Raw genomic sequence first — 25260 nt, forward strand, 5'->3', positions numbered from 1 at the left:
TTAACGAAACATGAACGACCAGCGAGAGGTGACGGGTGACGTTGGGGCAGCACTAACGGGGGGCGATCTGAGTAGCAGCGTCCTTCCAGGCGCTGTTATTGTCTGACGTCATGGAGTTGGTAGTTAAGGATGATGCAATGGAGCTTGCGCTGACCGTTGGTACTCACACATTGAGATTGAGCGCCCCCGACCCCGGATGGTGTAAAGCGTTGCAGCATGCGCTGAACGCCAGTTTTACAGTCCACTGCGAATTTCTGCCCTGGGCCAAACCCTACACCACCGAGGACGAGGCCCGATCGTTCCTCGCGCGGGCAGTCGATGAATTCAAAAGCGAAACCGGTGAGCGGCGGCTGTTTATCGTCGACGATACCGCGCACGCGATCATCGGCTGTATTGGCTTGAAGCCCCGGCGCCGTAACCGGTATTTGGTCGGCTACTGGGTCAATACCGAGTATACGGGCAAAGGCTATATGCGCACGGCGCTTGAAGCGTTGATCAAAAGCATGCCCGGTTTCACGTTTTACCTGACCATCGCCTCGGCCAATGTGGCGAGCCAGCGGCTGGCCGAAGCGGCCGGGTTTGGTTTGATCAGACGGTGTTATCAGAGGGCTTGTTTGCAGCCGCATGAGGCGCAGGATACGTATCTGTATCGGTTGAAATGATGGTGGGAGCAGTCACTGGAACCGACCGCTAACCAAATCGCAGGCAAAAAAAAAAGCCCGCGGGAGGGCGGGCAAACCGTAGTTTCTTGAATGAGCGAGGGGGAATGTACAGGTTGGAGGGGGGGCGGTGGGGTGAAGAAAAATTCATGTGGATGGATGGCTTCAGTCGCTCGTAGCTTCACCAAAGGTATGAATGAAAAGAAGCCCTGTCACGGTTCGGGGTTTATATTTTTATTTGATCAAATTTTCCGTGCGCCGGACATTTCCACGGTACGCGGAACGCAGCGCCACCTCCATTCAGATGTGCCTGACTCATGATCGACGGCCACCATCGCACCAGGTTATGCGCTTTGTTCCAATAAGACTCGTTTCCCCAATGCTTGGCCAAACAGAAGACCGGCAGTCCGCACTCGCGGAACGCTCTCTTTTCAATATCACCTTTTGTGAATTTGTCTTGAGAGATGACAGCCCATCCACCTTCTTCTCTCAGCACTGATATCCATGCCACATCAGCGGTGCTTTGCGGAAATTTATCCCTTAAAGACAGTACCGAATGGCCCTCAGCTTTAGTCAGTTCGTTCAAGGCTCGGGCCAACGCAGGGGGAAGATTGTTATCCAATAGGAACTTCAAGCCGCATTCCTTTGCTCAAAACTGACCGCTGCCTCAACTGCAGCAATAGGTATTTCATAGAGGCGGGCTACACGTTTGACGTCTCTGCCTTCAGCTCTGTAGGCGCTAAAAATGGCTGCTGTGTCAATTCCCGTACCTGACAGGACAGGTTTTCCAAAGTTTCGAGAGGGGTCGAGAACGATGGCTTTGCTGCGTTTGACCGGATACCAGCGCTGCGCCGAGCCTGATCCTGTGTAGTCGATACCTTCATAGAGCGAAGGTTTGATGACTTGTTCGAATGCATACTGTCGCTTGATCAAGTCCAGAAGTGCCTCATCCCCTGTTTCACCCATCACCGTGGCGAAGATGCTTCGTCCGTCGGTTTGAAAGCGTTTGCAGGTGAATGGGTACGGTTGGTTAAACAACTCTTTTGCTTGCTGCGAGGCACTACGGATGGCTTGMAGGCTTACGCCGTGTTGGCGAAAAGCATGAACGAAACGAATTTCCAGTAAGTCATGAAAACCTAGAACGCACTCGTTCACATCAGACAGCTCTGAGTCCCAAAGCCCCGGATGCTGAACACCGTGGGCGGTGTATCCGAATAACCAGCGGCGTATATCGGTAGCTGAAATCCCGGTGTAAAGCGAAGCTTCTGCTGGGGTGTACAAGCCAATGCCGACAAGGCGGCTAGGTAGCTTAATGTTTTGCATGTTGGCCTCCTTGTCAGCAGGTGATCCGATGGATGGATTCTGGTCGTAAGGGTGAACTCAAGCAACTGGTCGGGGACGAACCGCTGTTTTGTTTGGGCAGAGTAGGTTTGAAGCGTGAGCTACACAATCAGCTCGGAGTCGTCACGGCTTGCAGGAAATTTCTGAAAACCCTGTCCTGTAAGTCGCTTGGGCGAAAACGTGGCTACTCTGTCGTCTATTGAGTCGACAGTAAGTTGCAGATTATGAAACCTAGTGTTGAGTCGTCTGACACTGCATTGTCTCGTATAAGTAACATTCAGCTTCAATTGTCACGCATACAGAACATCTCTACCCATTCAAAGCCCAAAAAGGCACCTGCGATATTCTCGTCAGGTGCCTTTTTGTGTTGGGGGAGCGGTAAAGACTCCATTCGATCAACGAGCGCGATCACTCAGTGAAGAACGGGAGGCTCTCCCGCGGCCACCGACGCCTTCGGATCAAGGTTATCCTTCGCTCGGTTGACCAAAAGCTCAGTCAGCATCGTCAACTGCTGAAGCGCCAGTGCCACATTGCGCTGCGGGCCTTCGAGTCGGTCGGCAAAGTCCAGCGTCATGACGTTGAGGGACGCCAGGGTTTCGCTGGCGTGAGCGAGCAGGGTGGGCATGTCGACGTCGGGGCGGACGCTGAAGATGTTCCTGTTCAGGTTGCGCCGGCGGGCACTGACGGAGCGTTCGGTGGTTTTGGGCTGTTGGGTCGGGTCGAGGGTTTCAGGTTGTGAAGTGGCCGGATTTTTCAGTGGGATTCGGGTGATCTTTTTCATAAGGGCGTTCCATTGGTTTAGGGATCCTTACGTAATTTCGGCTTGTTAAAACCATCCGCAGGGTCGCAGCGAAGGGTGAAGACTATCTTTCAGAAATGTTGTTCACCAGTTCATGGCAGTCGCTACGGGTTGCAGGAAAATTCCCAGGATGACGTGGTTCTAATCTGTCAGAGAAATCCTTTTCCACTACTGTTGACCCTGAGCAACTGCCGCGCCGTCTCAGTCGCTCAGTGTTGGTGCCTGTGATGGATATCGGGAAAGTGCGGATGACTGTGCTTAATGGGAGCGTGGTCGTGTAAATGGCTATGAGGTTCAGTGCCGTCCCACTCAAAGGCATGTTCATGTTGATGGTGCTCATCATGAATATGCGGATGGTCATGTGTTTGCGGATCGTGTTGGTGCTCGTGAGAGTGGCTTTCGGTCAGGTGTATCCAGACGCCAATTCCCATCAGGCCGGCAGCCACCCAAAACACCCACGTCACCGCTTCGCCTAACAACAGGATCGAAATAGCGGCCCCCAGGAACGGTGCAGTAGAGAAGTACGCACCTGTGCGCGCGGTGCCAAGCCCCCGCAAAGCCAAAACGAACAGCACCAGGCTAACGCCGTAGCCCAAAAAGCCTACCAGTAGCGTTGGCCCCAATAGAGATAACTCGGGGAGATGCATGCCAAGAGCAATCCCCAAAGCGCAGTTGACGACCCCGGCGACCAATCCTTTGATGCCAGCGATAAACAATGCATCCGATGCGGAAACCTTCCGGGTAAGGTTGTTATCGATGGCCCAACAAAAACAGGCAATCACCACGGCGACCGGGCCAACCCAGCCATGGATCCCTGCGGAAGTTTGAGGCCAACCCAAGAGCACGCCACCGGCAACGATTGCGATCATTCCAGCGACGATCCGCCGATCGGCGTTCTCCTTGAACACCATCCAGGCAAGCAGGGCGGTCAATACCGCCTCAAGGTTTAGCAACAGCGAAGCAGTGGTAGCTGATGTGAGGGTAAGGCCAAACATTAAAGACACCGGCCCCAACACGCCGCCGAACGCGATAGCACCAATGAGCCATGGCCATTCTGAAATGGTTAAACCGACAGGCTGCCAGCCGCGATCACGGATCAGCCGGGTAACCGTGAGACCCAAGCCACTTCCCAGGTAAAGCAAACCGGCGAGCAAGACGGGTGAAACGTTCAGCCCCAGGACCTTGGCAAGCGGCGTGCTGGCACCAAACAGCGCTGCAGCACCCAAGGCGTATAAAACGCTTTTGTTCATCATCTGTTCCGTAGCAAAAGGCATTGTTGAGAGACACGATACTCGTCATGCATCGATAGCGCATTGAATCGAACCCACAAAAAAGGCACCTGCGATAGGCTAGTCAGGTGCCTTTTTACGTTGGGGGCGCGGCTGCCGGAATTGTTAAGACGCTGAAACCTGCCTCTGCAACCGCCGCCCCACCACATCCAGCAAATCGCAACCATCGCGCAACGAAGTCACCAATACCCGCGCCAGCTCACTGTGAACGCCTTCGTTCACAGCGAAACTCTCCAGCAATTGAGTCGCCGTGCGGATGCGGTAAGCCGCCGTTTCATGCAGCACATCCAGCGGCGCTTCAGTGTCGATCAGCAGCGACGCGATAGTGCAGTCGATGCCGGTGATCGGCATGTATCGATCCATGACAAAACCTCCATTCGATCAACGAGCGCGATCACTCAGTGGCAGACGGGCTCGATCRCCGGCATGGGCGAATCAAGGTTATCCAGCGCTCGATTGATCAACATCTCGGCCAGCACGGCCAGTTGTTGCATCGCCAACGCCACATTGCGATGCGAGCCTTCAAGCTGGTCGGCCAGGTCGGTGGTCATGACGTTCAGGGAGGCCAGGGTTTCGCTGGCGTGAGCGAGCAGGGTGGGGGTGTCGACGTCGGGGAGGATGGTGAACACTTGGCTCACGGGGTCGGGCTGTTTCGGGTTGCGCAAGCGGGCGCTGACGGCGCGTTGGGTGGCTTGGGAGAGTTGGGTCAGGTCGAGGGTTTCGGGTTCTGAAGGGGTATCGGTTTCTGGAGGGTTGGGGGTGATCTTCTTCATGTTGATGCTCCTACACTAGTTTTGGAGGCGACCACCCTTCTGCTGTCAAACAGAATTGGGTGGCAGCTGTACGCGGGTTGACAGACCGGTAGTGTAGGAACCCGGTGCACCCGAAGATGCCCCACGCACAGCCGCCATAAACGAGACTGCATGCGCGTGAGCATGCTGCCTGATCAGGAGGAGTGAAAGGTTACACTTTTCGGCCTGTCAAAGCCCAATCGCTGAATTGCAGCGACACCTGGAGGCTATCCTCGATGAGCGGCGCCCGCTAGTTCATGGAAGGCGATACGTTTTGAGGGAAATTTCCTAGGACGGAGTGGGGGTGTTGATGAGCGTTTGAATGCCAAACCCCAGATGCAAAAAAGCCCGCACTTGGCGGGCTTTGCCAGCTTGGATTGGTGGGCCGGGGTAATCTGAACTTAAATCATAACTTTTTGATTTTTAATGATATTTACGGTTTGAGTTTTGTTGTGGAATACCATTTGGAATACCGTTTTCCTAAGCGTTACTTCGCTTGGGATTCGAACCTGCGACCGTCTCGGATGCTGGGTCTGAGCGCGAACTTGACTCACGCACTTCGGGGAGGCACCAGCAACGCTGCCGTTACCAAAATGGCAATTAGCTGACTATGCAGGCTATCTGGAGCAAGTGCTGCAGCGCTTTGATGTATTCGTCAGCAGTGCCGAGCTAAACGTGTGGTGGACCAGTTGGCGACCTGTCTTGTCTGAATTTGTTGAGAACCTGCAAGCTGCGACTGCTGTGTCGATCACGACCCTGATCTTAGCTTTAGTGGGTGGGAATAGCAGTTCGCCTGGTTCTAGATTTTTTGAGTCGCTATTGATGGCACGACGCAGTACATTTGCAGCACAAAAACTGCAGGACTGATTCATGAAGCGCCCCAAGGACGAAACCCTGTCCATTCGTACATCGAGTGACATCAAACAACTGCTGCGAATTGCAGCGGAAAGAGAGCGGCGCTCCATTTCCTCGATGGTTGAGGTATTAGTCCTGAAATATGCTCAGGAACAGGGGCTGCAGGCAGAAGAACCGTCAGCGGAAGAGACGAAAAAAGGTAAGGGAAACGATGGAGCTCATTGACAATATTACAAGGCTGCTGGGTGATGACCTCAAAGCGACGTTAAAACCTGGTTCCCGCCTGAGTATCGCAGCGTCTTGTTTTTCGATGTATGCATTCGAAGCGCTGAAAGCTGAGTTGGAAAAGATCGATGAACTGAACTTCATCTTCACCTCACCGACGTTCGTTGCCAGCGAGGTTGCCGACAAGGTCCGCAAAGAGCGAAAGGAATTCCACATCCCAAAGCTGGATCGTGAGCGTAGCCTGTACGGTAGCGAGTTCGAGATTCAGTTGCGCAACAAGCTCACCCAGCGAGCGGTTGCCAAAGAATGCGCAGAATGGATGCGGCGCAAGGCGACCTTCAAGTCGAATCGCAGCAAGGCCCCGATGCAGCAGTTCGCCTGCGTGCAATCTGCTGAAACGGACACCTCATACATGCCATTGCACGGCTTTACCGCCGTCGATCTTGGTTACCAGCAAGGCAATGCTGTGTCCAATCTCGTCAACAAAATGGACGAGCCAACCTTCACGGCAACTTACCTAAGCCTGTTCAATCAGATCTGGAGCGACCCGGAAAAACTGGAAGACGTCACCCTGCAGATCTGCGATCACATTGCGGCTGTCTACCAGGAAAACTCACCTGAGAGCGTCTATTTCCTGATGCTTTACAACATCTTCAACGAGTTCCTGGACGACATCGATGAGGACGTTTTACCCAACGACCGTACCGGTTACCAGGACACGCTCATCTGGAACAAGCTCTTCAACTACCAGAAGGATGCGGCCACTGGGATCATCAACAAGCTAGAAACCTATAGTGGCTGCATCCTGGCGGACAGCGTTGGCTTGGGTAAAACCTTCACCGCCTTAGCTGTTGTCAAGTATTACGAACTTCGCAACAAGTCGGTGCTGGTGCTCTGCCCCAAAAAACTGGCGGACAACTGGCTCAACTACAACCGTAACCTCAAGACCAACATCTTTGCCCGTGACCGATTCAGCTACGACGTGCTGTGCCATACCGACCTCACTCGCACGAGTGGTGAGTCGTTTGGCACTCCGCTCAACCGCATCAACTGGGGTAACTACGACCTCGTTGTCATCGATGAATCGCACAACTTCCGCAATAACGATGCCTTCAAGGACAAGGAAACCCGATACCAGAAGCTGATGAACAAAGTCATCAAGGAGGGTGTGAAAACCAAGGTACTGATGCTTTCAGCGACTCCAGTGAACAACCGCTTCAATGACCTGCGCAACCAACTCGCTCTAGCCTACGAAGGCAACTCCGAAAACCTAAGCAAGAAGCTGAGAACTGGCAAAACTGTCGAGGAAATTTTCCGTGGTGCGCAGGCCAGTTTTAACGCTTGGTCAAAACTTCCGCCCGAGGAACGCACGGCGCGCGCCATTTTGGACTCGCTCGACTTCGATTTCTTCGAGTTGCTAGACAGCGTCACGATTGCACGCTCGCGTAAACACATTCAGACCTTCTACGACACCACGGATATCGGGCAATTCCCTGAACGGCGCAAGCCCTTGTCGTTCCGTAGCCCACTGGTTGTGGATGCTGAGCAGCGAACGGATGTAATGAGTTTCAACGAGATTTTTGAGCAGTTGTCTCTGCTCAAGCTCGCCGTATATGCCCCCATCAGCTACATCTTGCCTAGCCGCTTGGCGAAGTATGAAGAGATGTACGACACGCAGGTTGAAGGCGGTCGAGGCAAGCTGCGTCAGGTAGACCGGGAAAAAAGCCTGGTAGCACTGATGACAACGAATTTGCTGAAGCGCCTTGAAAGCTCTGTTTATGCATTCCGCAGCACACTTAATGCTTTGAAAGAAAACCACCAGCGCGTTCTCGGCCTGATTAAGGAGTTCGAGAGCCGGGGCGGTGTAACAGAAGTCGCCAGCCTTACAGAAGCCATGGGCTCAATTGAGGCTGAAGAAGACGGTATTCCGTCGTTTCATGACTTAGAAATCGGCAACACAATTCGGATAAAGCTGGCAGATATGGATCTGCCTTCTTGGGAGCATGAACTCCAGGTTGACCTGGAAATCATCTCCGCCTTACTGGCCTCGATGAGTAAAATCACGCCAGCCGAAGACGCCAAGCTGCAGCACCTGAAATCGCTAGTGCTCGCCAAGATTGCCAATCCCATTAATCCCGGCAATAAAAAAGTACTGATTTTCACGGCTTTCGCTGACACGGCCGATTACCTCTATGACAATCTGGCCACTGAGCTGCTCGCCAATCAGTACCTGCATACAGCGAAGGTCACTGGTAGTAGCGCGCCTCAGTCGACGCTAAAAAACACAACTCAAAAGAAAAGCTACGACTTCCAGGAGCTGCTCACCCTCTTCTCGCCGCGCTCCAAAGAAAAGGCCATTGTCCTGCCCAACGAACCGGCTGAGGTCGACTTGTTGATTGGTACCGACTGCATCTCCGAGGGCCAGAACCTGCAGGACTGCGACTACCTCATCAACTACGACATCCACTGGAACCCCGTGCGCATCATCCAGCGCTTCGGTCGAGTGGATCGCATCGGATCGCCCAACAGCAGCATCCAACTGGTCAATTACTGGCCCGACATCTCGCTCGACGAGTACATCAACCTCAAGGAACGCGTCGAGAGCCGGATGATGATTGCCGACGTCACCGCCACGGGCGACGACAATGTGCTGAGCGCCCAAGCCAACGATGTGTCCTACCGCAAGGAGCAGCTGCGCCGCCTGCAAGAAGAAGTCATCGAGCTGGAAGACCTGAAAACGGGCGTTTCGATCACAGATCTGGGGCTCAACGACTTCCGCATGGACTTGCTCAACTACGTCAAAGCCAATGGCGAGTTGAGCAACGTACCGAGCGGCATGCACGCCGCTGTGTCAGCCAAACCTGAGCTTGGCCTGCGTCCAGGCGTGATATTTACACTGCGGAACCACAACTCGAGCGTCAGCGTTAGCCAACATAACCGTCTGCACCCGTATTACCTCGTCTACATCAGTCGTGAGGGTGAGGTCATTCATGATCACACCGAGGTCAAACGCCTGCTCGACCTGGTGCGCAGTTGCTGCAAGGGCCAAGCGCAGCCCATTCCGGAGGCTTGCAGTCTGTTTAACAAGGAAACTGCTGACGGGCGGCAGATGCAGGTGTATTCCGACCTGCTTGGCAAGACCATTCGATCGATGATCGAGGTGAAGGAAGAGAAGGATCTGGACAGCCTGTTCAGCGGCGGCAAAACCACTGCGCTGGTCAACACTATTGCCGGACTGGATGACTTCGAGCTCATCACCTTCTTGATAATTCAGGAGGCCGGATGAGTCATATCTCTCCATGGGAGTCGAACGCCGCGTTCATCAGCTACCCGAAGCAGGCCGCTTTTTGCCGCAACCTGCCAAAGAACAAGATCTACGAACACAGTGGAGCCAACACACGGCTGAAAGACTTGTTCGTTGAGCAAGTGGAACAGATCGTCTGGCAATACAAGCTGGCTCCGGAAACGATCAACCTGCCCGCTAGACCCAATGTGCCGGAGCTTCAGATCTTCGCCATCCAGCTCAAGACGTCGGAGCTGAATTTGGATGTGTTGCGCTGCATAGATGGTGCGGTGCAGTTCCCCATCATCTTCGAGCTGAGTTTTGACGGCCGAACGCAGGTAGTCGCCGCGTTCAAGCGCCCGAACGAATCAGGCGCGAGCCGTTGGGTGTTGAGCGACTACTTTGCGACGGCGTGGTTACCGAGCGATGTGGAGCGCGCCGTCATGCCATTGGCGCTCGACTTGGGTGGCTTGTACGAACAGTTGCTTCACCGCCTGATTCCAACACCTGCGCGCCAGCAAGAAGGCCTTGGTGACTTGGTCGCTCGTGTCGTACAGGTTGCGGCGAAGCAGCGTGAGGTCGAGAAGGCCGCGAGCAAGCTTGCCAAAGAAAAGCAATTCAACCGCAAGGTAGAGATCAACGCGCTCTTGCGACAGCTAAGAAGCGAACTTGAACAGTTGACCGGTAGGGATAGCGCATGACGCAGAGCCTGAATGACGAATCGAAGAGACACATCGAGCAGGTCGCGGGCGAGGCGTTAGCGCAACTCGAAAGCATCGCCGAAGCCTCCAAGAGCAAGCTTCTTGATGGACGAACACTGGGATCCGATGCCCTGGCAAGCATCAATACGATGACGTCCAGTTCGGCTATCCAAAGACTGGATCAGATCAGCCAGGCGAACCGTGAAAGCTACCGGGTATTGGTAGCAGAGCCCGCCATTGCTCGCGTTGTGGTGGTTGATGAAGAGGGCGAAGAGAAAACCTACTACATCTGCCGCACTACGCCGGTATCGGGCTTTCCCAACTTGGCCAGCTACCGGGCTCCTGTTGGACGATTGGCCTCATTGGCTATTGGTGCAGAGTTCACGCTTCCCAATGGAACCGTTGTTGAGGTTCTTGAGCGAGCTCAGCTCCGGCCAAGTGCACTCGCCGATGGGTGGGACTCTCGTGACACCGTGGTTGAAGCCGAGCATTTCGGGCCTCTCACCATCGAGTCGCTGCGAGCGCTGCTGACTGAGGTTGCCGGGGAAGAAGTCACAGAAGATATCCTGGGCCAATTACTGGCTGAGGAGACCGTCAAGGCCAACATCATCGACGGCGTTCGCCGCAGCGTTATCACCAAGATGGGGTTGCGGGATCAGCCCGTACTCGATCAATACCAGGACGAGATTTTCCGTCTTCCTCTCGACAAGCGCCTGCTAATCTTGGGTCCACCCGGTACCGGCAAAACGACGACCCTGATCCGGCGCCTCGGCCAAAAGCTCGATACCGCTTTTTTAGAAGAAGGCGAGCAACGCCTGGTTGAGACGGTTGCTGCAGCGCAAGGCGTTGCGCATTCCAATAGCTGGCTGATGTTCACGCCTACCGAACTGCTCAAGCAGTACCTCAAAGAAGCTTTTGCCCGAGAAGGCGTTCCTGCCTCAGATCTGCGCATCAGAACTTGGCAGGACTATCGGCGCGAGCTGGCCAGAAACGCTTTTGGCGTTCTCAGAACTGCTTCTGGCGGCGGCACCTTCGTCCTGAAAGAGAGCTTGCCAAACCTTAGCGAAGCTGCGCTCGACCGGCCCATTCAATGGTTTGACGATTTCGATGCATGGCAACGTAGCGCCTACGTACAGGAGCTGCATGAAGCTGCGGCTCTACTCCATGATGCCAAGACTCCCGACGTCAAGAGCTTGGGCGCACGCTTGCAAGACATCTTAGCGCGGGCAGGTGATGGCGCTCTGGCAACCACATTCGGATCATTTGCCGCAGAACTCCCCAAGGTGCAGGCGCTCGTCACCAGCCTGAAGGAAGCCTCCGACGGCAAGATCAAAGCTGCGCTCAACCTGCAGCTCAACCGCAACCGGGCGTTCTTGGATGAGTTAGCTCGTGTCATCGACAGCTTGCAGCAGGCGCAGGCAACGGAGGCTGACGAGCAAGACGATTTCGATGCAGACGAGGAAGAAGACACCACAACATCGCGCACGGGGCGCGCGGCAGCTCTCAACGCCTACATGCAAGCCGTGCGTGCCCAGGCTCGGTCAGCAGTCTCCAAGCGTATGCTGAACAAGGTCTCTCGCAACGGCAAAATCATTGAGTGGCTGGCCGATCGTGGCCTGGCGGAGGCCGACCGCGCAGATGTGGGAGCGAGTCTTCTGGTGCAGACCAACGCCCGGCGCTTCGTGAACCCGGTCAAACGCTATCTCGACGGCATTCCCAAACACTACCGAGCATTCCGGCGAGAACGCCAACAAACTGGGAACTGGTATCGCAGCGAGGGTTTCGAGGTCCGCGACCTCCATCCGCTCGAACTCGATATTGTGCTGCTGGCCATCTTGCGCGCCGCAGGCGACCTGATTAGCCGACCCAGCGTCCTGCGCGATATTGACAGTCCTGCTTGGTCATCGCTTCAGCCTATTCTGGGGCATTACCGCAATCAAGTATTGGTGGATGAGGCGACCGATTTTTCGCCCATTCAGCTCGCCTGCATGGCAGCGCTGGCTCACCCACAACTGCGCTCGTTCTTTGCCTGCGGCGACTTCAACCAGCGTCTTACTACTTGGGGGGCGCGCTCCGCTGACGACTTGACGTGGGTCTTTGCCGACTTCGACATCAAGGAGATCACCGTCTCCTATCGTCAGAGCAAGCAACTGAACGACTTGGCCCGTGCCATGATCCGCGCTGTCGCTGGTACCAAGCAAAACGTCAGCTTACCCGCGAATATGGATAGCTCGGGTGTGGCCCCTGCCTTGTTGGAGCATGCTGGCGAGACAGCGGTCGTTGTCAGCTGGCTCGCAGATCGCATTCGTGAGATTGAGCGCTTTGTAGGCCAATTGCCGTCCACGGCTATCTTTGTGAATACCGAAAACGACGTGGCCCCGGTGRCGGATGCACTGAATGCCGCCCTGGCCGAGCACAACATTCAGGTCATTGCTTGCCGCGAGGGTCAAGCCGTCGGGCAAGAAAGCAATGTGCGTGTGTTCGATATCCAGCACATCAAGGGCTTGGAGTTTGAGGCTGTTTTCTTTATTGGCATCGACCAGCTTGCCGAGCTACATCCTGCGCTCTTCGACAAATATTTGTACGTGGGCACCACTCGTGCGGCCACTTATCTGGGCGTGACCTGTGGAGGTACCCTGCCATCGGCTATCGAGAGTCTGCGTGTGCACTTCTGCCAGGACTGGCAATAACACGACTGAATCTATCAAAACGAACTTGAACAATTGAGCCGCTGAGCTTCTTTAACAGAAGCACGGCTGCTAAAGGAAAAGAACATGGAAAAACTGAAAATGCACTCACCCAGTCTCACGCAGGACAACGTCGCCCGTATTCGCGAGTTGTTCCCGAACTGCGTCACCGAAGCTAAGGGTGAGGACGGTGCCGTGAAGTTGGCGGTGGACTTTGATCAGCTGCGCCAGGAGCTTGCTGAGTCGATTGTCGAAGGGCCGCAGGAGCGCTATCACCTGAACTGGCCGGGTAAGCGTGAGGCTTTGTTAACGTCCAATTCACCGATTGCCAAAACGCTTCGGCCTTGCCGCGAGGAAAGCGTGAATTTTGACACCACGAAGAATCTGTTTATCGAGGGCGACAACCTTGACGCGCTCAAGCTATTGCAGGAGACCTATCTCGGCAAGGTCAAGATGATCTATCTCGACCCTCCCTACAACCGAAAAAAGGGTAACAACCTTGTCTATCGAGACGATTTCGTAGGAAATACCTACGATTATCTGATGCAAAGCAATCAGTCCGATGAACAGGGAAATCGCCTTGTTGCCAATACAGAGGCGAACGGAAGATTTCATTCCGACTGGCTTGGCATGATGTACCAGCGGCTACGAGTTGCACGAAACTTGTTGGCTCCGGCCGGTGTAATTGCCATCTCCATCGATGACGCCGAGACGGCAAACGTTCTTCACCTGTGCTACGAGGTGTTTGGCGAATCAAATTTTCTTGGCACCCTGATTTGGAAGAACGCGACTGACAACAACCCGACCAACATTGCTGTCGAGCACGAGAGCATTCACGTTTTCGCAAGAAGCAAGACTGACCTTGAGGGTATTTGGAAAAGCTCCGTATCAGACATTAAGGATATTGTTGTCAAGATTGGCTCTGAGCTGACTGAGAAATATTCGGTTCAGTCCGAGCTACAGTCCGCCTATACCACCTGGTACCGTGAGAACAAGGCGCAACTTGGGCCGTTAGCCGACTACAAGTTTATCGACAAGGAGGGGGTGTACGCCGGAAGTCGTAGCGTTCATAACCCTGGCAAGGAGGGGTACCGCTACGACGTCATTCATCAGGAGACTGGCAAACCTTGCACCCAGCCTCTTATGGGGTACCGGTTCCCAGAAGAAAGCATGAAGCGCTTGCTTGAGCAAAAGCGGGTTCTATTTGGAGAGGATGAGACTAAGCTCATCGAACTGAAAGTCTATGCGTGGGAATTTGAAGACAAGCTTTCAAGTGTTTTTGATTTGGATGGCAGGTCGGGACCATATGACTTGAAGGCGCTATTCCCTGAAGGGAAGAAGGTGTTCTCCAATCCTAAGCCCGTACTCTTAATGGAGCGACTCATTTCCTTCATGACTGGCCCCGAAGACATCTGCCTTGACTTGTTTGCCGGCTCCTCAACTCTTTCGCACGCGACCATGGAAATAAACCGTCGCGAAGGAGGTAATCGCCGTTTTATTAGTGTGCAGTTCCCAGAGCCGATTGGTCAGGATAACAAGGACGCCAAGGAGGCTTATCAATTTTGCATGCGGGTCGGCCTCAAGCCATTCATTTCGGAAGTCTCGAAAGAGCGCACTCGCCGCGCAGGAGCGTCTGTGCACCAGAAGGATGGTGCTGCAGGGTGGGGGCGGGACACCGGTTTCCGCGTTCTTAAGATCGACACGTCCAATATGGCCGACATCTATTACGCTCCGGATGCTCTCGACAAAGGCCAAATTGATATGCTCGTCGACAACATTAAGCCCGACCGTACGGCAGAGGACTTGTTGTTCCAGGTAATGCTGGACTGTGGCGTTGATCTGGCCTTGCCGCTCGCCAAACAGCCTATACAAGGCAAGGACGTGTTCTTTGTTGATGGCGATGTGCTTGCGGCCTGCTTCGATGCCAGCGGCAGCATCGATGAATCCTTCGTGAAGGAACTGGCCAAATACCAACCGTTACGCGTGGTGTTCCGTGATGCCGGGTTCAAGAACAGCGCCGTCAAGATCAACGTCGAGCAGATTTTCAAGCTCTTGTCACCCGCCACCGAAGTCAAATGCATCTGAGGGGGGAGTGATGAAACTCAAATTCAAGACGCAGGCCTATCAGACAGTGGCGGTGCAAGCCGTGGTCGACTGTTTCAAAGGGCAACCTCCAGCCTCGGCGGAGTCCATCAGCTACCGCATCGATCCGGGCAAGGCCAAGAAAGGGGTCGAAGACCTGTTTGTGGAGAGCGGGTTCAAGAACGCCGACCTGAAGCTGACGGATGTTGCACTGTTGGAGAGTATCACGCAGGTGCAGCACCAACAGAACCTGCCGCTATCGAGTTCATTGATTGATTTTTATACGATCAATGGCAGTCGTGAGCGTATTCCGGCAACGACTCAATACAAGGAAACTGCTAAAACAGTTTCTCGCCTACACCTCGACATCGAGATGGAGACTGGCACCGGTAAAACCTATTGCTACATCAAGACCATCTTCGAGCTAAACAAGCAGTACGGGTGGAGCAAGTTCATCATCGTTGTGCCCAGCATTGCCATCCGCGAGGGTGTGGCCAAGTCGCTGGAAATCACGGCCGAGCACTTTCTGGAGACGTACCACAAGAAGGCACGCTTCTTCATCTACAACTCCAAGCAACTGCACCACCTGGAGAGCTTTTCGTCGGACGCCGGGATCAACGTGATGGTGATCAATGTGCAGGCGTTTGCCGCCCGTGGCGCAGACAATCGGCGCATTTACGACGAGCTCGACGATTTTCAGTCTCGCCGCCCCATTGATGTAATCAGCGCCAACCGCCCGATCCTGATCCTGGACGAGCCGCAGAAAATGGAAGGCGCAGCAACCCTGAAGTCCTTGGAGGAATTCAAGGCGCTGATGGTGCTGCGCTATTCGGCCACCCACAAGACGACGCACAACAAAATCCACCGACTGGACGCGCTGGACGCCTACAACCAGAAGCTGGTGAAAAAAATTGCCGTGCGTGGCATCTCGGTGAAAGGCTTGGCTGGTACCAATGCCTACCTTTACCTGCAGTCCATCGATATTTCGACCAAGAAGCCGCCCGAGGCCCGCGTTGAGTTTGAGCAGAAGCTGAAGAGCGGCGAGATCAAGCGGGTGGTGCGCAAGCTCTCCAAGGGCGACAACCTCTTCTCTGGTGGCTTTTCAAACGAGCTGGATCAGTACCGAGGCTATGTGGTCGCGGACATAAATGCCAATACCGATACGTTGAGTTTCACCAACGGAGTTGAGCTGTTTGTTGGAGAGGCCGATGGCGACGTGAACGAAGCGGCACTGCGCCGAATCCAGATTCGGGAAGCCATCAAGGCGCACTTCGATAAAGAGCTGGCCCTATTCCAGCAAGGCATCAAGGTGTTGACCTTGTTCTTCATCGATGAAGTGGCCAAGTACCGCGATTACTCGGTAGCGGACGAGAAAGGCGACTACGCACGTATCTTCGAAGAGGAATACCGCCAGTACCTGAACGAGGTGCTGGACCTGGATGAAACGCCGTACATCAAGTACCTGAAGGGTATCGATGCAGGCAGGACGCACAGCGGCTACTTCTCCATCGACAAGAAGACCAAGCGGCTGGCCGATCCCGATGTGGAGAAACGCGGAGAAAACGCAGGGCTGTCCAATGATGTGGACGCCTACGATCTGATCCTGAAGGACAAGGAGCGCTTGCTGTCATTTGCCGAGCCAGTGCGTTTTATCTTCTCGCACTCTGCTTTGCGTGAAGGTTGGGACAACCCAAACGTGTTTGTCATTTGTGCGCTCAAGCACAGCGACAACACCATTTCGCGGCGGCAGGAAGTTGGTCGTGGTCTGCGCTTGTCCGTTAACCAGACTGGTGACCGAATGGATCACCCCGCCATCGTCCATGACGTAAACGTGCTAACCGTGGTGGCGAGCGAGAGCTATAAGGAGTTCGTAGCAGCGCTGCAGAAAGACATCAGCGAGTCCTTGTCGGCACGCCCTAAGGTCGCCGACGAAGCCTATTTCACCGGCAAGGTGCTCAAGACCCCGACTGGCAATATTGAAGTCACGCCGCAGCTGGCCAAGCAGATCTACAAGTACCTGCTCAAGAACGATTACAGCGACGATGCGGACCGCATTACAGGCGCGTACCACGACGCCAAGAAGGAAGGCACCCTGGTTCCGCTGCCCCCGGAACTGCAGGCTCATGCCGAGCAGGTGTACCAGCTGATCGACAGCGTCTTCAGCGACAGTCAGATGTTTGAGATCAGCGACGACCGTCGGCCAAAGAAGAATCCGCTCAACAGTAACTTCGACAAACAGGAATTCAAGGAGCTGTGGAATCGGATCAATCGCAAGGCAGCCTACAGTGTTGACTTTGATTCGGCGGAACTGGTCAAGAAAGCGGTCGAGGAGCTGAACAAGAGCCYACGAGTGACGCCCTTGCAGTACACGATCCAGAAAGGTGAGCAGATCGATCAGGTGACTGCCGATGCGCTGAAGAGCGGTGATGGTTTCAAGGTTTCTGAAACGACTGTTGAGTACGACAAGCAGTCAATTCATTCAACGGTGAAGTACGACCTCATTGGTAAGGTTGCCGAGGGTACGCAACTGACGCGACGCACGACGGCGGACATCCTTAAAGGCATCAGTGTTGCGATATTTGCGCAGTTTCGTACCAATCCTGAAAGCTTCATCGCCGAAGCAATTCGACTGATCAATGAGCAGAAGGCGACGATGATCATTGAGCACTTGGCCTACGACCCCGTTGAGGACAAGTTTGATTTGGACATCTTCACCTCTGGTCAGACCAAGCAGGACTTCAGTAAGGCCGGTGACAAGCTCAACCGTCACATCTACGACTACGTAATCACCGACTCCGGCACCGAACGCGAGTTTGTGAAAGAGCTGGACACGTGTACCGACGTGGTCGTGTACGCCAAATTACCGCGTGGCTTCCTGATCCCCACGCCGGTTGGCGATTACAACCCCGACTGGGCGATTTCGTTCAAGGAAGGAGCGATCAAGCATGTGTACTTTGTGGCTGAAACCAAGGGCTCAATGTCATCAATGGATTTTCGCCCGATTGAGGCTACAAAAATCGAATGTGCACGGAAGTTCTTCGATGAGATCAATAGGAAGTACGCACCCGAAAACGTCAAGTACGATGTGGTGAACAGCTTCGGTAAGCTGATGGAGCTGGTGAAGTAAGCAGGATCAACGTCCAGTCGGGTCTAACTCAAAAATGATCTGTCGCTTATCAGGGGATTCCTGACAAAAAAAAAGAAAGTCCTGTTTTGAGCCGCTAAAGGGTTGCTCAAACAGGACTTTTCTTTTATCCCAGCCAAGGCCACGAGATGTTGTTTGATGCCCATAAGCGAAAAATTAGGAATTACAAATAACCTCGTTCGGCCAGCGATACGCAGCCTTCACAGCCCACCACCACATGATCCAATATCCGGGTGCCGATCATGTCGAGGGCATTCTTGAGGGTGGTGGTCAGCGTGCGATCGGCTTGGCTGGGCTCCGGATCGCCAGAGGGATGGTTGTGCACCAACCTCAGCTGCGTGGCTATCGAGCCCACACCAAGATTGTGGAATGAATTGCCCTCATTTTTGTCGGCGCCACAACTGGCCGTTGTGGGTCGTTTTTTGCCATTGCGGCGGTGTTCTTCGAGCAGGTTCATGAGCAAGAGAATATCCACGCTGAGATAGATGAAGGCGGGCAAGCGAGCCTGGGGTTTTTTCTATCTATGGCTAAAGCGTTAGATCAGCATTTCTCGGTCATTCCCTAATCGCTTCCAGACCAATAGGGCGGTGAGTCGATAGTAATACCGGCTGGCGTCGGAATGGTCTTTCAGGTGCTGAGTGAGAAACCAGCGCACATGTTTGAGCTGCCAGGTCCAGGGATTATCTCGCTGCCATCGCTGTTGGATAGCCGCCTGCATGATTCGGGCTTGCCGTAGGTGTCGTTGCTGGGTGGCCGTCGAGCCAGTCAGTACGCCGCTCAGGAACAAAGCCATATCAAACGGTTTGCTCATGATCGGCCACCAATGTAGGCCGACACCACATCAATCCGGTTGTGTCCGAGTTCATGGCTGATCTGCTGACGCGCCTGTCGATTCAGTTCACGGTCAATGCGATGGCACTGTCCACCATTGACCGGTGCAGCGTGCCCGGTGAGTTGCTCGTAACGCTCGCAGGCGTAGGCCGCTCGCAGTTCATGAAAACCCTTCAGCCCTTGTTCATGCAGCGTTTCTCGGGCAGGGAGCACGGTCTGTTGCAGGAACGCGGCGTAGCTTTCGTCGCGGGCCAGCAAGTTTCGGCTATGGGGTGGCGACGCATGGCGAGCCAACTGCAGCGCCGCCTTCACCGCCTCATTGGCCACAACCCACCGCTGCGCTGAAGCCCCTGAGCGACCGCCTTTGGTGCCGTCCTGGATATTGATGCGGCCTAAGTGTTCGGCTTCGCGGTGCAAGCGTGGTAGGTCAGCCAGGATCGCTTCGCGCAGGCGCATGCCGGTTGTTCGGGCCAACAGGACAATCGCAGCCACCCGCTCGTGGTGCTGTTCGCCCAGTGCCTCGAGTACTCGCCGCACCTGTTGGCGGTCTTGGCCATCCGGCGCGCGGGTGCGTACGCTCGAGCGCCGCAGTCCTAACGCCTGGCTCGGACTGGCGATCCTGACGTCCTGATCACCGCGCAGCGCGGCGAGGGTGCGGTTGACGCTGCTCAGGCGGTTCTGCGCGGTAGCGATGCAGAGTTCGCCTTGCTGGATCTGCTGGCGCAGGGAAGCGGCATAGTCCTGCAGCGTTAGTCGATCGATCTGGCGCGCATCGTTGTAACCAGGGCCGTCCTCTGACCGACACCAACGCACAAACGTTTGCCAGCGATCGCTATGCGCTTTGACCGTGGCGAAGTGGCCGCCGGCAAACAAATCCTTGAGCGCTTGTGGGCCGGCGTAGCTCAGCTGGCGGCCATAGCCAAAGTTGCGACCCTCACGCCGACCGACCAGTGCCATCGTCATCACCGTTTTCGTTTGTTTGCAGAAAGCGCAGCAGGGCTTTCCAGTGTGGGCTGAGCCTGTCCACCTGCTGCCAGTGTGTCGGGCGGATCAGGAGGGCGTTCTCCTGGTGTTGCAGCAGTGCCCCTTCTTCGCGCAGTTGCTCGATCAGCAGGGCGAGGTTGGCAGGCTCAAATGGTGGTGTGGCGACAGCGGCGACAGTGGCGACAATCCGTATCGTTGCTGGCCTGGCGCGTGGCGACAGGGTGGCGACAGAAGCGGCGACACGTCGCGATTCTGGCGGCGATTGATGTTGCGCCTGGTAGCGGCGCACCGCGTCATTGAGGCGAAACATGGCGGACCTCGAAAGTTTTTCCGTCGCGGCTGCTCAGCCAGCGATGCGTGATCAGCGCGACCAATAAAGAGGCGGTATGGTCAGCGCTCTTGCGGGCAAAACGAGGACCGTTGCGATTGACGTCGCGGACGGTGAACTGGCTCCAGCCTTTCTGCACCAACCAACGCAGCAGCCGATCCGCTTCTTCGCGTCGGCTATTGACCGGCTCCTGTTCGGTCAGGCGCTGAATCTCGGCCAGGTAGTAATCCATCAGCGTGGAGGCGCGCTGGATGTGTGCTTCCTCCAACGCACTGGCCTCTTCAACCATGGCTAGCACGCCCGCGATACGCAGTACATTCGCCGCCGCCTTGCCCGCAACAGGCTGGATGCCGGCCAGCTCGCCGAACTCGCCAGACTGGCACTCGATGGTGTCGTGAATATCGATCCAGGTACGACGGGCGCGGGGAGTCAGCTCCAGCGTGACAGGATTGAGTGAGCCATCCTTGTGAAGCGACCAGGGCTGTTGCAGCAGGGCGGTGATCCGCTGTTGGTAGCGCTGGAGTTTGGCATCTCGGGTCAGGTCGATCGCCTTGTAGAGTCGCTGGCCGGCCAGGCGCTCGGGCCAACTGATCAGGCATCGGCCGAGGATGCCTTGGCCATTGATCACCGGGTCTTTGAACAGCTGGTTGGCTAGGTAGGGCTGCAGCATCAGATGCAGGCTGAGGCGGCGGTCATAGGCGCGCAGGCTTTCTCCGGCCATAGAGCGGGTCCGGTCGATCGGGCTGCCATCCCACAGTGTCGACAAGGTGGTGATCGCCTTGAGCAGATTCTCTTTGCTCATGGTGCTGCTGCCCAAGAACTGTCCACCTTCATCATTGAACAAGCCCATGCTGGGCAAGCCATGGCACAGACTTTTGACTAGGGCCTCAATGGTCGGCTCGGCAATGATCAGTCTTGGCGGTACCGGCTCGGATAGTTCACCGCCTTCCGCCTCCGCGTGCTTCTTTGCGGTTTTGGGTTTGGTCATGATGCTGGTAGCGGCGCGATAGGCTTTGAGCTTTTCCGCATACAGGGTCCACTGTTGCCGCTCCCAGTCGCGCGCTGCCCTTAATGCCAGGTAATCCACCGCGCTTTTGCGATCCCCCGAGGACGCCACCGTCAGTAGGTAGAGGGACAGCGGATAGGTTCGACCGTCGAGTTGGGCATTGGCGTGGCCCTGGCTCACCAAGGCAGTGGTAGCCAGCACCGACTGTGCAGCCATGGCGCAGGGTACGCCGATCACCTCGGCCAGTCGTTCGACCGCAGGGCCCAACAGATTCCCGAGTGCTTCGACCGGGTACGGCAGTGGCGTCTGCTGGTATTCCAGCAATGGTTGTGGTGGCTCGAACGCTTCGCACAGTTGCATCGCAATTCTCCTGAGATTATCGACTTCGCCCTCGCTCATCCCGCCACGGTTGTTGAGTGTTATCAGGGATCAAGGCCCCTGCGACCTGTGAGGGTTGTCCACTAACGCGGGACTGACGGCTCTTTACGACCGGGAGCTTGGGCATCTCATGATCTGGCCTCCTGAACACCGATAGCGGTGGGCGGGTGGAGGCTGCACTGGCTGACGAGACCAGCGCCGCGAGATTCTGAGTCGGGTGAAGGCAGTGATGCGATGACCGGGGCATGCCTGACTGTCAGTCAGGTGCAGTCCATTCCCTGGGCTGCGGCACCATCATCTGCATCGCTATTGCTGGTGACTTCGGTATTTGTCACGCCGATTGTCATGAGGGGAAATGCCGCAAAGCCTTGTACGAGTTGGGCTGCAGCAGCGGTAGGAGCGCCCGTCTCTTTAGGGGGCAAAGAGACGGGCAAAAGGTTGGCGCAAGAAATGGCCACGCGGATAAGTTGCTGCAGAGCAGCCAAAAGGGGGCATGAGTTGCCGCAGTGGGCATTCTGGAAGAAGTGGCATCCATCACATCGCTGTGACCGTGCGAGCCGCCGGACGCTAATCGCACTTAGGGGGAACCACCACGATGTGGCGTAGCCTCAAAGGTTCTGGCTACCTGGGTGCTGTTGAGGACAGCGCTTGTACGGTTCTGGTTTAGCGCTCGTTCTGCTCGCGGTCAACAGTATTTTGGTGGCGACTCTTGCGCCAATCGGTAGCGCTGGAAGACCTTGGAACCCGGTGGTTTTCCATAGGCGGGTGGTCGTTCGTCGGTTCTTAATGTGAGCCTGCGTAATTGCATGGACTTGACCATTTGCATTGTCACTGACCAGTCGAATCGCATTCGACCTGACCAGCACACGCTGTAGTGACGACCGGCGGAGAACGGCCAAAAGAAGCCTCTCACATAGGATAATTTTTAATCGAGACCACTTAAGGCACCTACAAAATCGCTGGCCGTTGGGTCATTATCGATAATACATCAGAAGTGGTTAAACCCTACAGGTTCGACTCTGACGCACGGATCAAACGAATAGGAGTTCTAAATGAAAGTCTGGCGACTCGTAGCCCATCACGAAGATGCTCTTAGTGCAGTCGAGGAAATGAAAGAGCGCAACCGTATTGCCATTGGCTGGAGCAAAATAGGTGATTTGCAGCGACTCGATATTATTAATGCATCAAAAATCACCTCTTTGATCACTCAAACATACCCAGATTTAAATAATGCAAATCTGGGCGGCCCAAGCTTATGGAATCTCTATAAGGAAATGAGTGTAGGTGATTTAGTGATAATCCAATCAAACGGTAAACGGAACTGTGTTTTTGAAATATTAGGCCCATATTTATTTGAAGATGGAAAACTACAGATTAAAGGGTATGGTCACCAAAGAGCAGCCTGCCTTACCTCGATTGACGCAGAGATGCTTTGGAAGGAGTCCGGGGGTAAATTAAAGCTAGGGCAAAATACTCGCTGGACGCTTTTCGAATGCAATACACCTTCAGTGCTACGGAATGACATTTTTGAAGAGGGTGAGAGATACGAAATCACAGCTACTGCCATTGAGCGAAACCCTCACGCACGAGAGAAATGCTTAGAGCATCACGGTTATAATTGTTTTGTTTGCAAGTTTAATTTCAAGGAGGCATATGGCGACATTGGAAAAGACTATATTCATGTTCATCATCGAACTGACATTAGTACGAAATGCGGCAAATACGAAATAGATCCGATTATAGATCTAATACCTTTATGTCCAAATTGCCACGCGATGGTTCACACCAGACGTCCTATTTCTATGCCAGTGGAAGAGCTGATCAAGATATATGAGCGTCGTAACAAAGAGTAGATCTACCATTGGTAGATTCCGAATAAATGTTTTTGGTCGATCGAAGCAGCTCGTCAGCGGAGGCTCAGCGCCGATTACTGCCCGTCACGACAGGAAATAATCGGCCGATAGCGGACACTAACGCCCCAATGACTGGCAGCTGGAACGTAGCGCAATATGTCCGACACCGCAAGTGCGAAGTTGATTGGTTTGTTATACGTTTTTCTCTAAGAACTTACCCATTTGAGCGGAAATTGGTGGCGTAACTTCAAAATTACCAAACTTGTTTTTTAGCTCGGGCCAGTGCTTTCTAAGATTACCTCTGTTTCTAGAAAATGGATGCAGCCATACCCAATCTAGAACATGCCCGTCAGCCTTATTCCAAAACCCAGCACCGCCTATCACTCTATTCGGGTAGTGATCAATGTCCTTTACCAAGTCCATCGCTCTTTCGAAAAATAAAACACCAGTAAAGTCGTTGGCATGCTCGGCGCTTTCGTACTGAAGGTAATCATACTTAAACTCTCTCTTAAAGTAGATTGCCATGAGTTCTAATGAATCCCGACACGAGCGAAGATCTTTTGATTCAAGGTACAAAATACTTTTAAAGCCTCCTAAGTCTTCATGTATCGGCAAAGTTATTTCGTAGTCCATATCTTTTCTCAGAATGCATAACTTTCAGGTTAAATGGCAGGTTTTAGCTCGCCCCCAAGAGAGCAGGCGAACGGACTTGAACCGTTTATCATACTACATACTGCGAATATCTGAATTTCCGCCCTGCAGATCTAATTTCCTGTGGCTGAACTTGATATTCGGTTTTTGGGATATATATACCGCTATTCGTTCTTTCTAAATAGCAAAGATTTGGAAAATGTCCAATTAGCCCATGGAGATAACTAACCAGCAAAATCGCGAACGTGGCCTGTCCTGGCGGAATAATTGTTATCGAAAACGCCCCGTCAATCTTGACCGAGAGACTTTCTACTAAGCCTTTAATTTGTTTCTCGACATCATCATTGAAGGTTATTTCAATTGGCCTAGCATCAATCAGCTCGCCATAAATAGACTTTAATTCGTCTATGACTTCTTGGTTGAGTGAGTGACCGGAAAAGTTAATCAATACGGAATTCATGATAGTTCGCCTTGGGATGTATTAAATCCACGCTCGATTAAGAAGTGAACAATTGAGCCCTGCAAGCTCTCGATATGATATGAGTGGCCACCTTGAAGTCTGCGATTGTAGAGGACAGCTCCGCTATCAAATAAATACATTGATGATGCGTTTGATGTGGGCTGGTTTTTAATAAGTTTTATTTTATCTAATGCTTTTTTATTTACTGTTATTTCTGAACTTAACCAGTCAAGCCCTGACTTGTCTGATAATGAAGTGTGGTATGCAATGATTCGTATATCTGCACCAGCCTCAAGCCTCTCAGCTAACGACCTCATAAATGATAGTAAAGACTCACGATGTTCAGATTTAAACTGGTCGGGATGGGCAAAATCTCGTAGATAGATACGCGCAAAATTACAATCTTTTATTTGCTGGTCTATTTCAGAAAACCATTGTTTGCTCGTTAGATCTGCTAATCCCGGGCTGCCACTCTTGCGGACAAGTAAAATCGGTATAATTATTATCGCAGTTATGGCTAATACTATTATCCAGACGGAAAGTCTCACTTCATATTTAACTAAAGATATAAACTTTGCTTCCCAGTCAGAAATCAACGCTGTAGCCAACAACCCAAGAACCACCAAAATCGCAGCAGAAATAACTTTACTCCAAACTGGATCATTCCATATTTTCCGCCAATTTAATGCCATTGATGATTCCTTATTTTGGATGACTATAAGTAGACGACGCATATTGGATAATATTTACGCCACTTTTGTCGTATAACGTCCCTAGTTCGCCTGTAACCCCATGTCGAGTATTGAGTCGATGACTCAATACTCGACATGGGGTTGAGGGAAAAGGCGACAATCGTAGATTGGAGGTTACGAAGTCTTTTGCAACGTGTCTATGGCTGTGGTGGTACAAGGG

The 25260-nt window shown here is 53.7% G+C and carries 21 protein-coding genes and 1 pseudogene; 8 read left to right on the forward strand and 14 right to left on the reverse strand.

Features of this window, described 5'->3' with window-relative positions; genetic code table 11:
- Positions 1-137: 137 nt before the first annotated feature.
- A complete protein-coding gene (locus tag AC1DIS_RS18465) occupies positions 138-662 on the forward strand; it encodes a GNAT family N-acetyltransferase (RefSeq protein WP_477744063.1) in 525 nt (174 codons plus the stop codon).
- A gap of 223 nt (positions 663-885) precedes the next feature.
- Here the strand turns inward: AC1DIS_RS18465 and AC1DIS_RS18470 are convergent, their stop codons facing one another.
- The 6 genes from AC1DIS_RS18470 to AC1DIS_RS18495 all read right to left on the reverse strand — a co-directional run bounded on the left by AC1DIS_RS18470 (position 886) and on the right by AC1DIS_RS18495 (position 4861).
- Positions 886-1293, reverse strand: a complete 408-nt coding sequence (locus AC1DIS_RS18470; RefSeq protein ID WP_018929437.1) for a PIN-like domain-containing protein — start codon at positions 1291-1293, stop codon at positions 886-888.
- Positions 1290-1982, reverse strand: coding sequence for a DUF433 domain-containing protein (locus AC1DIS_RS18475; protein ID WP_477744062.1), 693 nt, complete (start codon positions 1980-1982; stop codon positions 1290-1292). The genes AC1DIS_RS18470 and AC1DIS_RS18475 overlap by 4 nt, the downstream gene beginning before the upstream one ends.
- Before the next feature lie 430 nt (positions 1983-2412).
- A complete protein-coding gene (locus tag AC1DIS_RS18480) occupies positions 2413-2781 on the reverse strand; it encodes a DUF6124 family protein (RefSeq protein WP_477748827.1) in 369 nt (122 codons plus the stop codon).
- A gap of 227 nt (positions 2782-3008) precedes the next feature.
- The gene (locus AC1DIS_RS18485; RefSeq protein WP_477744061.1) at positions 3009-4049 is read right to left on the reverse strand and encodes a DMT family transporter; all 1041 of its coding nucleotides are present in this window, start codon (positions 4047-4049) and stop codon (positions 3009-3011) included.
- A 144-nt stretch (positions 4050-4193) separates the two neighbouring features.
- Positions 4194-4451, reverse strand: a complete 258-nt coding sequence (locus AC1DIS_RS18490) for a hypothetical protein (RefSeq protein ID WP_028939924.1) — start codon at positions 4449-4451, stop codon at positions 4194-4196.
- Between the two features lie 35 nt (positions 4452-4486).
- On the reverse strand, positions 4487-4861 hold the full coding sequence (locus AC1DIS_RS18495; RefSeq protein WP_477781014.1) for a DUF6124 family protein: 375 nt from the start codon (positions 4859-4861) through the stop codon (positions 4487-4489).
- 888 nt (positions 4862-5749) lie between these two features.
- Here AC1DIS_RS18495 and AC1DIS_RS18500 point away from each other — a divergent pair.
- From AC1DIS_RS18500 to AC1DIS_RS18525, 6 genes are all read left to right on the forward strand, one after another.
- A complete protein-coding gene (locus AC1DIS_RS18500) occupies positions 5750-5959 on the forward strand; it encodes a hypothetical protein (RefSeq protein WP_477748826.1) in 210 nt (69 codons plus the stop codon).
- Positions 5946-9245: a helicase-related protein gene (locus tag AC1DIS_RS18505; protein ID WP_477748825.1), complete on the forward strand. Its 3300-nt coding sequence runs from the start codon at positions 5946-5948 to the stop codon at positions 9243-9245. Before AC1DIS_RS18500 ends, AC1DIS_RS18505 begins: the two co-directional genes overlap by 14 nt.
- On the forward strand, positions 9242-9943 hold the full coding sequence (locus AC1DIS_RS18510; RefSeq protein WP_477748824.1) for a DUF4391 domain-containing protein: 702 nt from the start codon (positions 9242-9244) through the stop codon (positions 9941-9943). Before AC1DIS_RS18505 ends, AC1DIS_RS18510 begins: the two co-directional genes overlap by 4 nt.
- Positions 9940-12633, forward strand: a complete 2694-nt coding sequence (locus AC1DIS_RS18515) for an ATP-binding domain-containing protein (protein WP_477781015.1) — start codon at positions 9940-9942, stop codon at positions 12631-12633. The genes AC1DIS_RS18510 and AC1DIS_RS18515 overlap by 4 nt, the downstream gene beginning before the upstream one ends.
- Before the next feature lie 84 nt (positions 12634-12717).
- On the forward strand, positions 12718-14715 hold the full coding sequence (locus AC1DIS_RS18520; protein WP_477748822.1) for a site-specific DNA-methyltransferase: 1998 nt from the start codon (positions 12718-12720) through the stop codon (positions 14713-14715).
- Between the two features lie 10 nt (positions 14716-14725).
- Entirely contained in the window at positions 14726-17839 is a 3114-nt protein-coding gene (locus tag AC1DIS_RS18525; RefSeq protein ID WP_477781016.1) for a type III restriction-modification system endonuclease, read from the forward strand.
- Positions 17840-18020: 181 nt separating this feature from the next.
- Here the strand turns inward: AC1DIS_RS18525 and AC1DIS_RS18530 are convergent.
- The 5 genes and pseudogenes from AC1DIS_RS18530 to AC1DIS_RS18550 all read right to left on the reverse strand — a co-directional run.
- Positions 18021-18200, reverse strand: a pseudogene (locus AC1DIS_RS18530) (JAB domain-containing protein); the annotation flags it as partial.
- A gap of 192 nt (positions 18201-18392) precedes the next feature.
- On the reverse strand, positions 18393-18668 hold the full coding sequence (locus tag AC1DIS_RS18535; protein WP_477748820.1) for a hypothetical protein: 276 nt from the start codon (positions 18666-18668) through the stop codon (positions 18393-18395).
- Entirely contained in the window at positions 18665-19645 is a 981-nt protein-coding gene (locus tag AC1DIS_RS18540) for an integrase domain-containing protein (protein ID WP_477748830.1), read from the reverse strand. Before AC1DIS_RS18540 ends, AC1DIS_RS18535 begins: the two co-directional genes overlap by 4 nt.
- Positions 19623-19982 carry a hypothetical protein gene (locus AC1DIS_RS18545; RefSeq protein ID WP_477748819.1) on the reverse strand — a complete coding sequence of 120 codons (360 nt, stop codon included), beginning with the start codon at positions 19980-19982 and terminating at the stop codon, positions 19623-19625. The genes AC1DIS_RS18540 and AC1DIS_RS18545 overlap by 23 nt, the downstream gene beginning before the upstream one ends.
- Positions 19966-21366, reverse strand: a complete 1401-nt coding sequence (locus AC1DIS_RS18550; protein WP_477748818.1) for a YfjI family protein — start codon at positions 21364-21366, stop codon at positions 19966-19968. Before AC1DIS_RS18550 ends, AC1DIS_RS18545 begins: the two co-directional genes overlap by 17 nt.
- Positions 21367-22436: 1070 nt before the next feature.
- On the opposite strand from AC1DIS_RS18550, the gene AC1DIS_RS18555 reads away from it, so the two are divergent.
- Entirely contained in the window at positions 22437-23237 is an 801-nt protein-coding gene (locus AC1DIS_RS18555) for a hypothetical protein (protein ID WP_477748817.1), read from the forward strand.
- A gap of 192 nt (positions 23238-23429) precedes the next feature.
- Here AC1DIS_RS18555 and AC1DIS_RS18560 read toward each other — a convergent pair whose 3' ends face one another.
- The 3 genes from AC1DIS_RS18560 to AC1DIS_RS18570 all read right to left on the reverse strand — a co-directional run bounded on the left by AC1DIS_RS18560 (position 23430) and on the right by AC1DIS_RS18570 (position 25040).
- Entirely contained in the window at positions 23430-23870 is a 441-nt protein-coding gene (locus AC1DIS_RS18560) for a hypothetical protein (protein WP_122552627.1), read from the reverse strand.
- A gap of 88 nt (positions 23871-23958) precedes the next feature.
- Positions 23959-24348 (reverse strand): CRISPR-associated protein Csx15, encoded by a 390-nt coding sequence (gene csx15 / locus AC1DIS_RS18565; protein ID WP_299833885.1) that lies wholly within the window; start codon positions 24346-24348, stop codon positions 23959-23961.
- Positions 24345-25040: a hypothetical protein gene (locus AC1DIS_RS18570; protein WP_477748816.1), complete on the reverse strand. Its 696-nt coding sequence runs from the start codon at positions 25038-25040 to the stop codon at positions 24345-24347. The genes csx15 and AC1DIS_RS18570 overlap by 4 nt, the downstream gene beginning before the upstream one ends.
- Positions 25041-25260 lie beyond the last annotated feature (220 nt).

It is taken from the genome of Pseudomonas sp. 05N433, from assembly GCF_056396925.1.

Bases quoted from the DNA above. Each gene is read 5' to 3' on its own strand.
- AC1DIS_RS18465 (WP_477744063.1), top strand. From the start codon at position 138: ATGGAGCTTGCGCTGACCGTTGGTACTCACACATTGAGATTGAGCGCC.
- AC1DIS_RS18480 (WP_477748827.1), bottom strand. From the start codon at position 2,781: ATGAAAAAGATCACCCGAATCCCACTGAAAAATCCGGCCACTTCACAA.
- AC1DIS_RS18485 (WP_477744061.1), bottom strand. From the start codon at position 4,049: ATGAACAAAAGCGTTTTATACGCCTTGGGTGCTGCAGCGCTGTTTGGT.
- AC1DIS_RS18490 (WP_028939924.1), bottom strand. From the start codon at position 4,451: ATGGATCGATACATGCCGATCACCGGCATCGACTGCACTATCGCGTCG.
- AC1DIS_RS18500 (WP_477748826.1), top strand. From the start codon at position 5,750: ATGAAGCGCCCCAAGGACGAAACCCTGTCCATTCGTACATCGAGTGAC.
- AC1DIS_RS18505 (WP_477748825.1), top strand. From the start codon at position 5,946: ATGGAGCTCATTGACAATATTACAAGGCTGCTGGGTGATGACCTCAAA.
- AC1DIS_RS18510 (WP_477748824.1), top strand. From the start codon at position 9,242: ATGAGTCATATCTCTCCATGGGAGTCGAACGCCGCGTTCATCAGCTAC.
- AC1DIS_RS18520 (WP_477748822.1), top strand. From the start codon at position 12,718: ATGGAAAAACTGAAAATGCACTCACCCAGTCTCACGCAGGACAACGTC.
- AC1DIS_RS18535 (WP_477748820.1), bottom strand. From the start codon at position 18,668: ATGAGCAAACCGTTTGATATGGCTTTGTTCCTGAGCGGCGTACTGACT.
- AC1DIS_RS18540 (WP_477748830.1), bottom strand. From the start codon at position 19,645: ATGGCACTGGTCGGTCGGCGTGAGGGTCGCAACTTTGGCTATGGCCGC.
- AC1DIS_RS18545 (WP_477748819.1), bottom strand. From the start codon at position 19,982: ATGTTTCGCCTCAATGACGCGGTGCGCCGCTACCAGGCGCAACATCAA.
- AC1DIS_RS18550 (WP_477748818.1), bottom strand. From the start codon at position 21,366: ATGCAACTGTGCGAAGCGTTCGAGCCACCACAACCATTGCTGGAATAC.
- AC1DIS_RS18555 (WP_477748817.1), top strand. From the start codon at position 22,437: ATGAAAGTCTGGCGACTCGTAGCCCATCACGAAGATGCTCTTAGTGCA.
- AC1DIS_RS18560 (WP_122552627.1), bottom strand. From the start codon at position 23,870: ATGGACTACGAAATAACTTTGCCGATACATGAAGACTTAGGAGGCTTT.
- csx15 (WP_299833885.1), bottom strand. From the start codon at position 24,348: ATGAATTCCGTATTGATTAACTTTTCCGGTCACTCACTCAACCAAGAA.
- AC1DIS_RS18570 (WP_477748816.1), bottom strand. From the start codon at position 25,040: ATGGCATTAAATTGGCGGAAAATATGGAATGATCCAGTTTGGAGTAAA.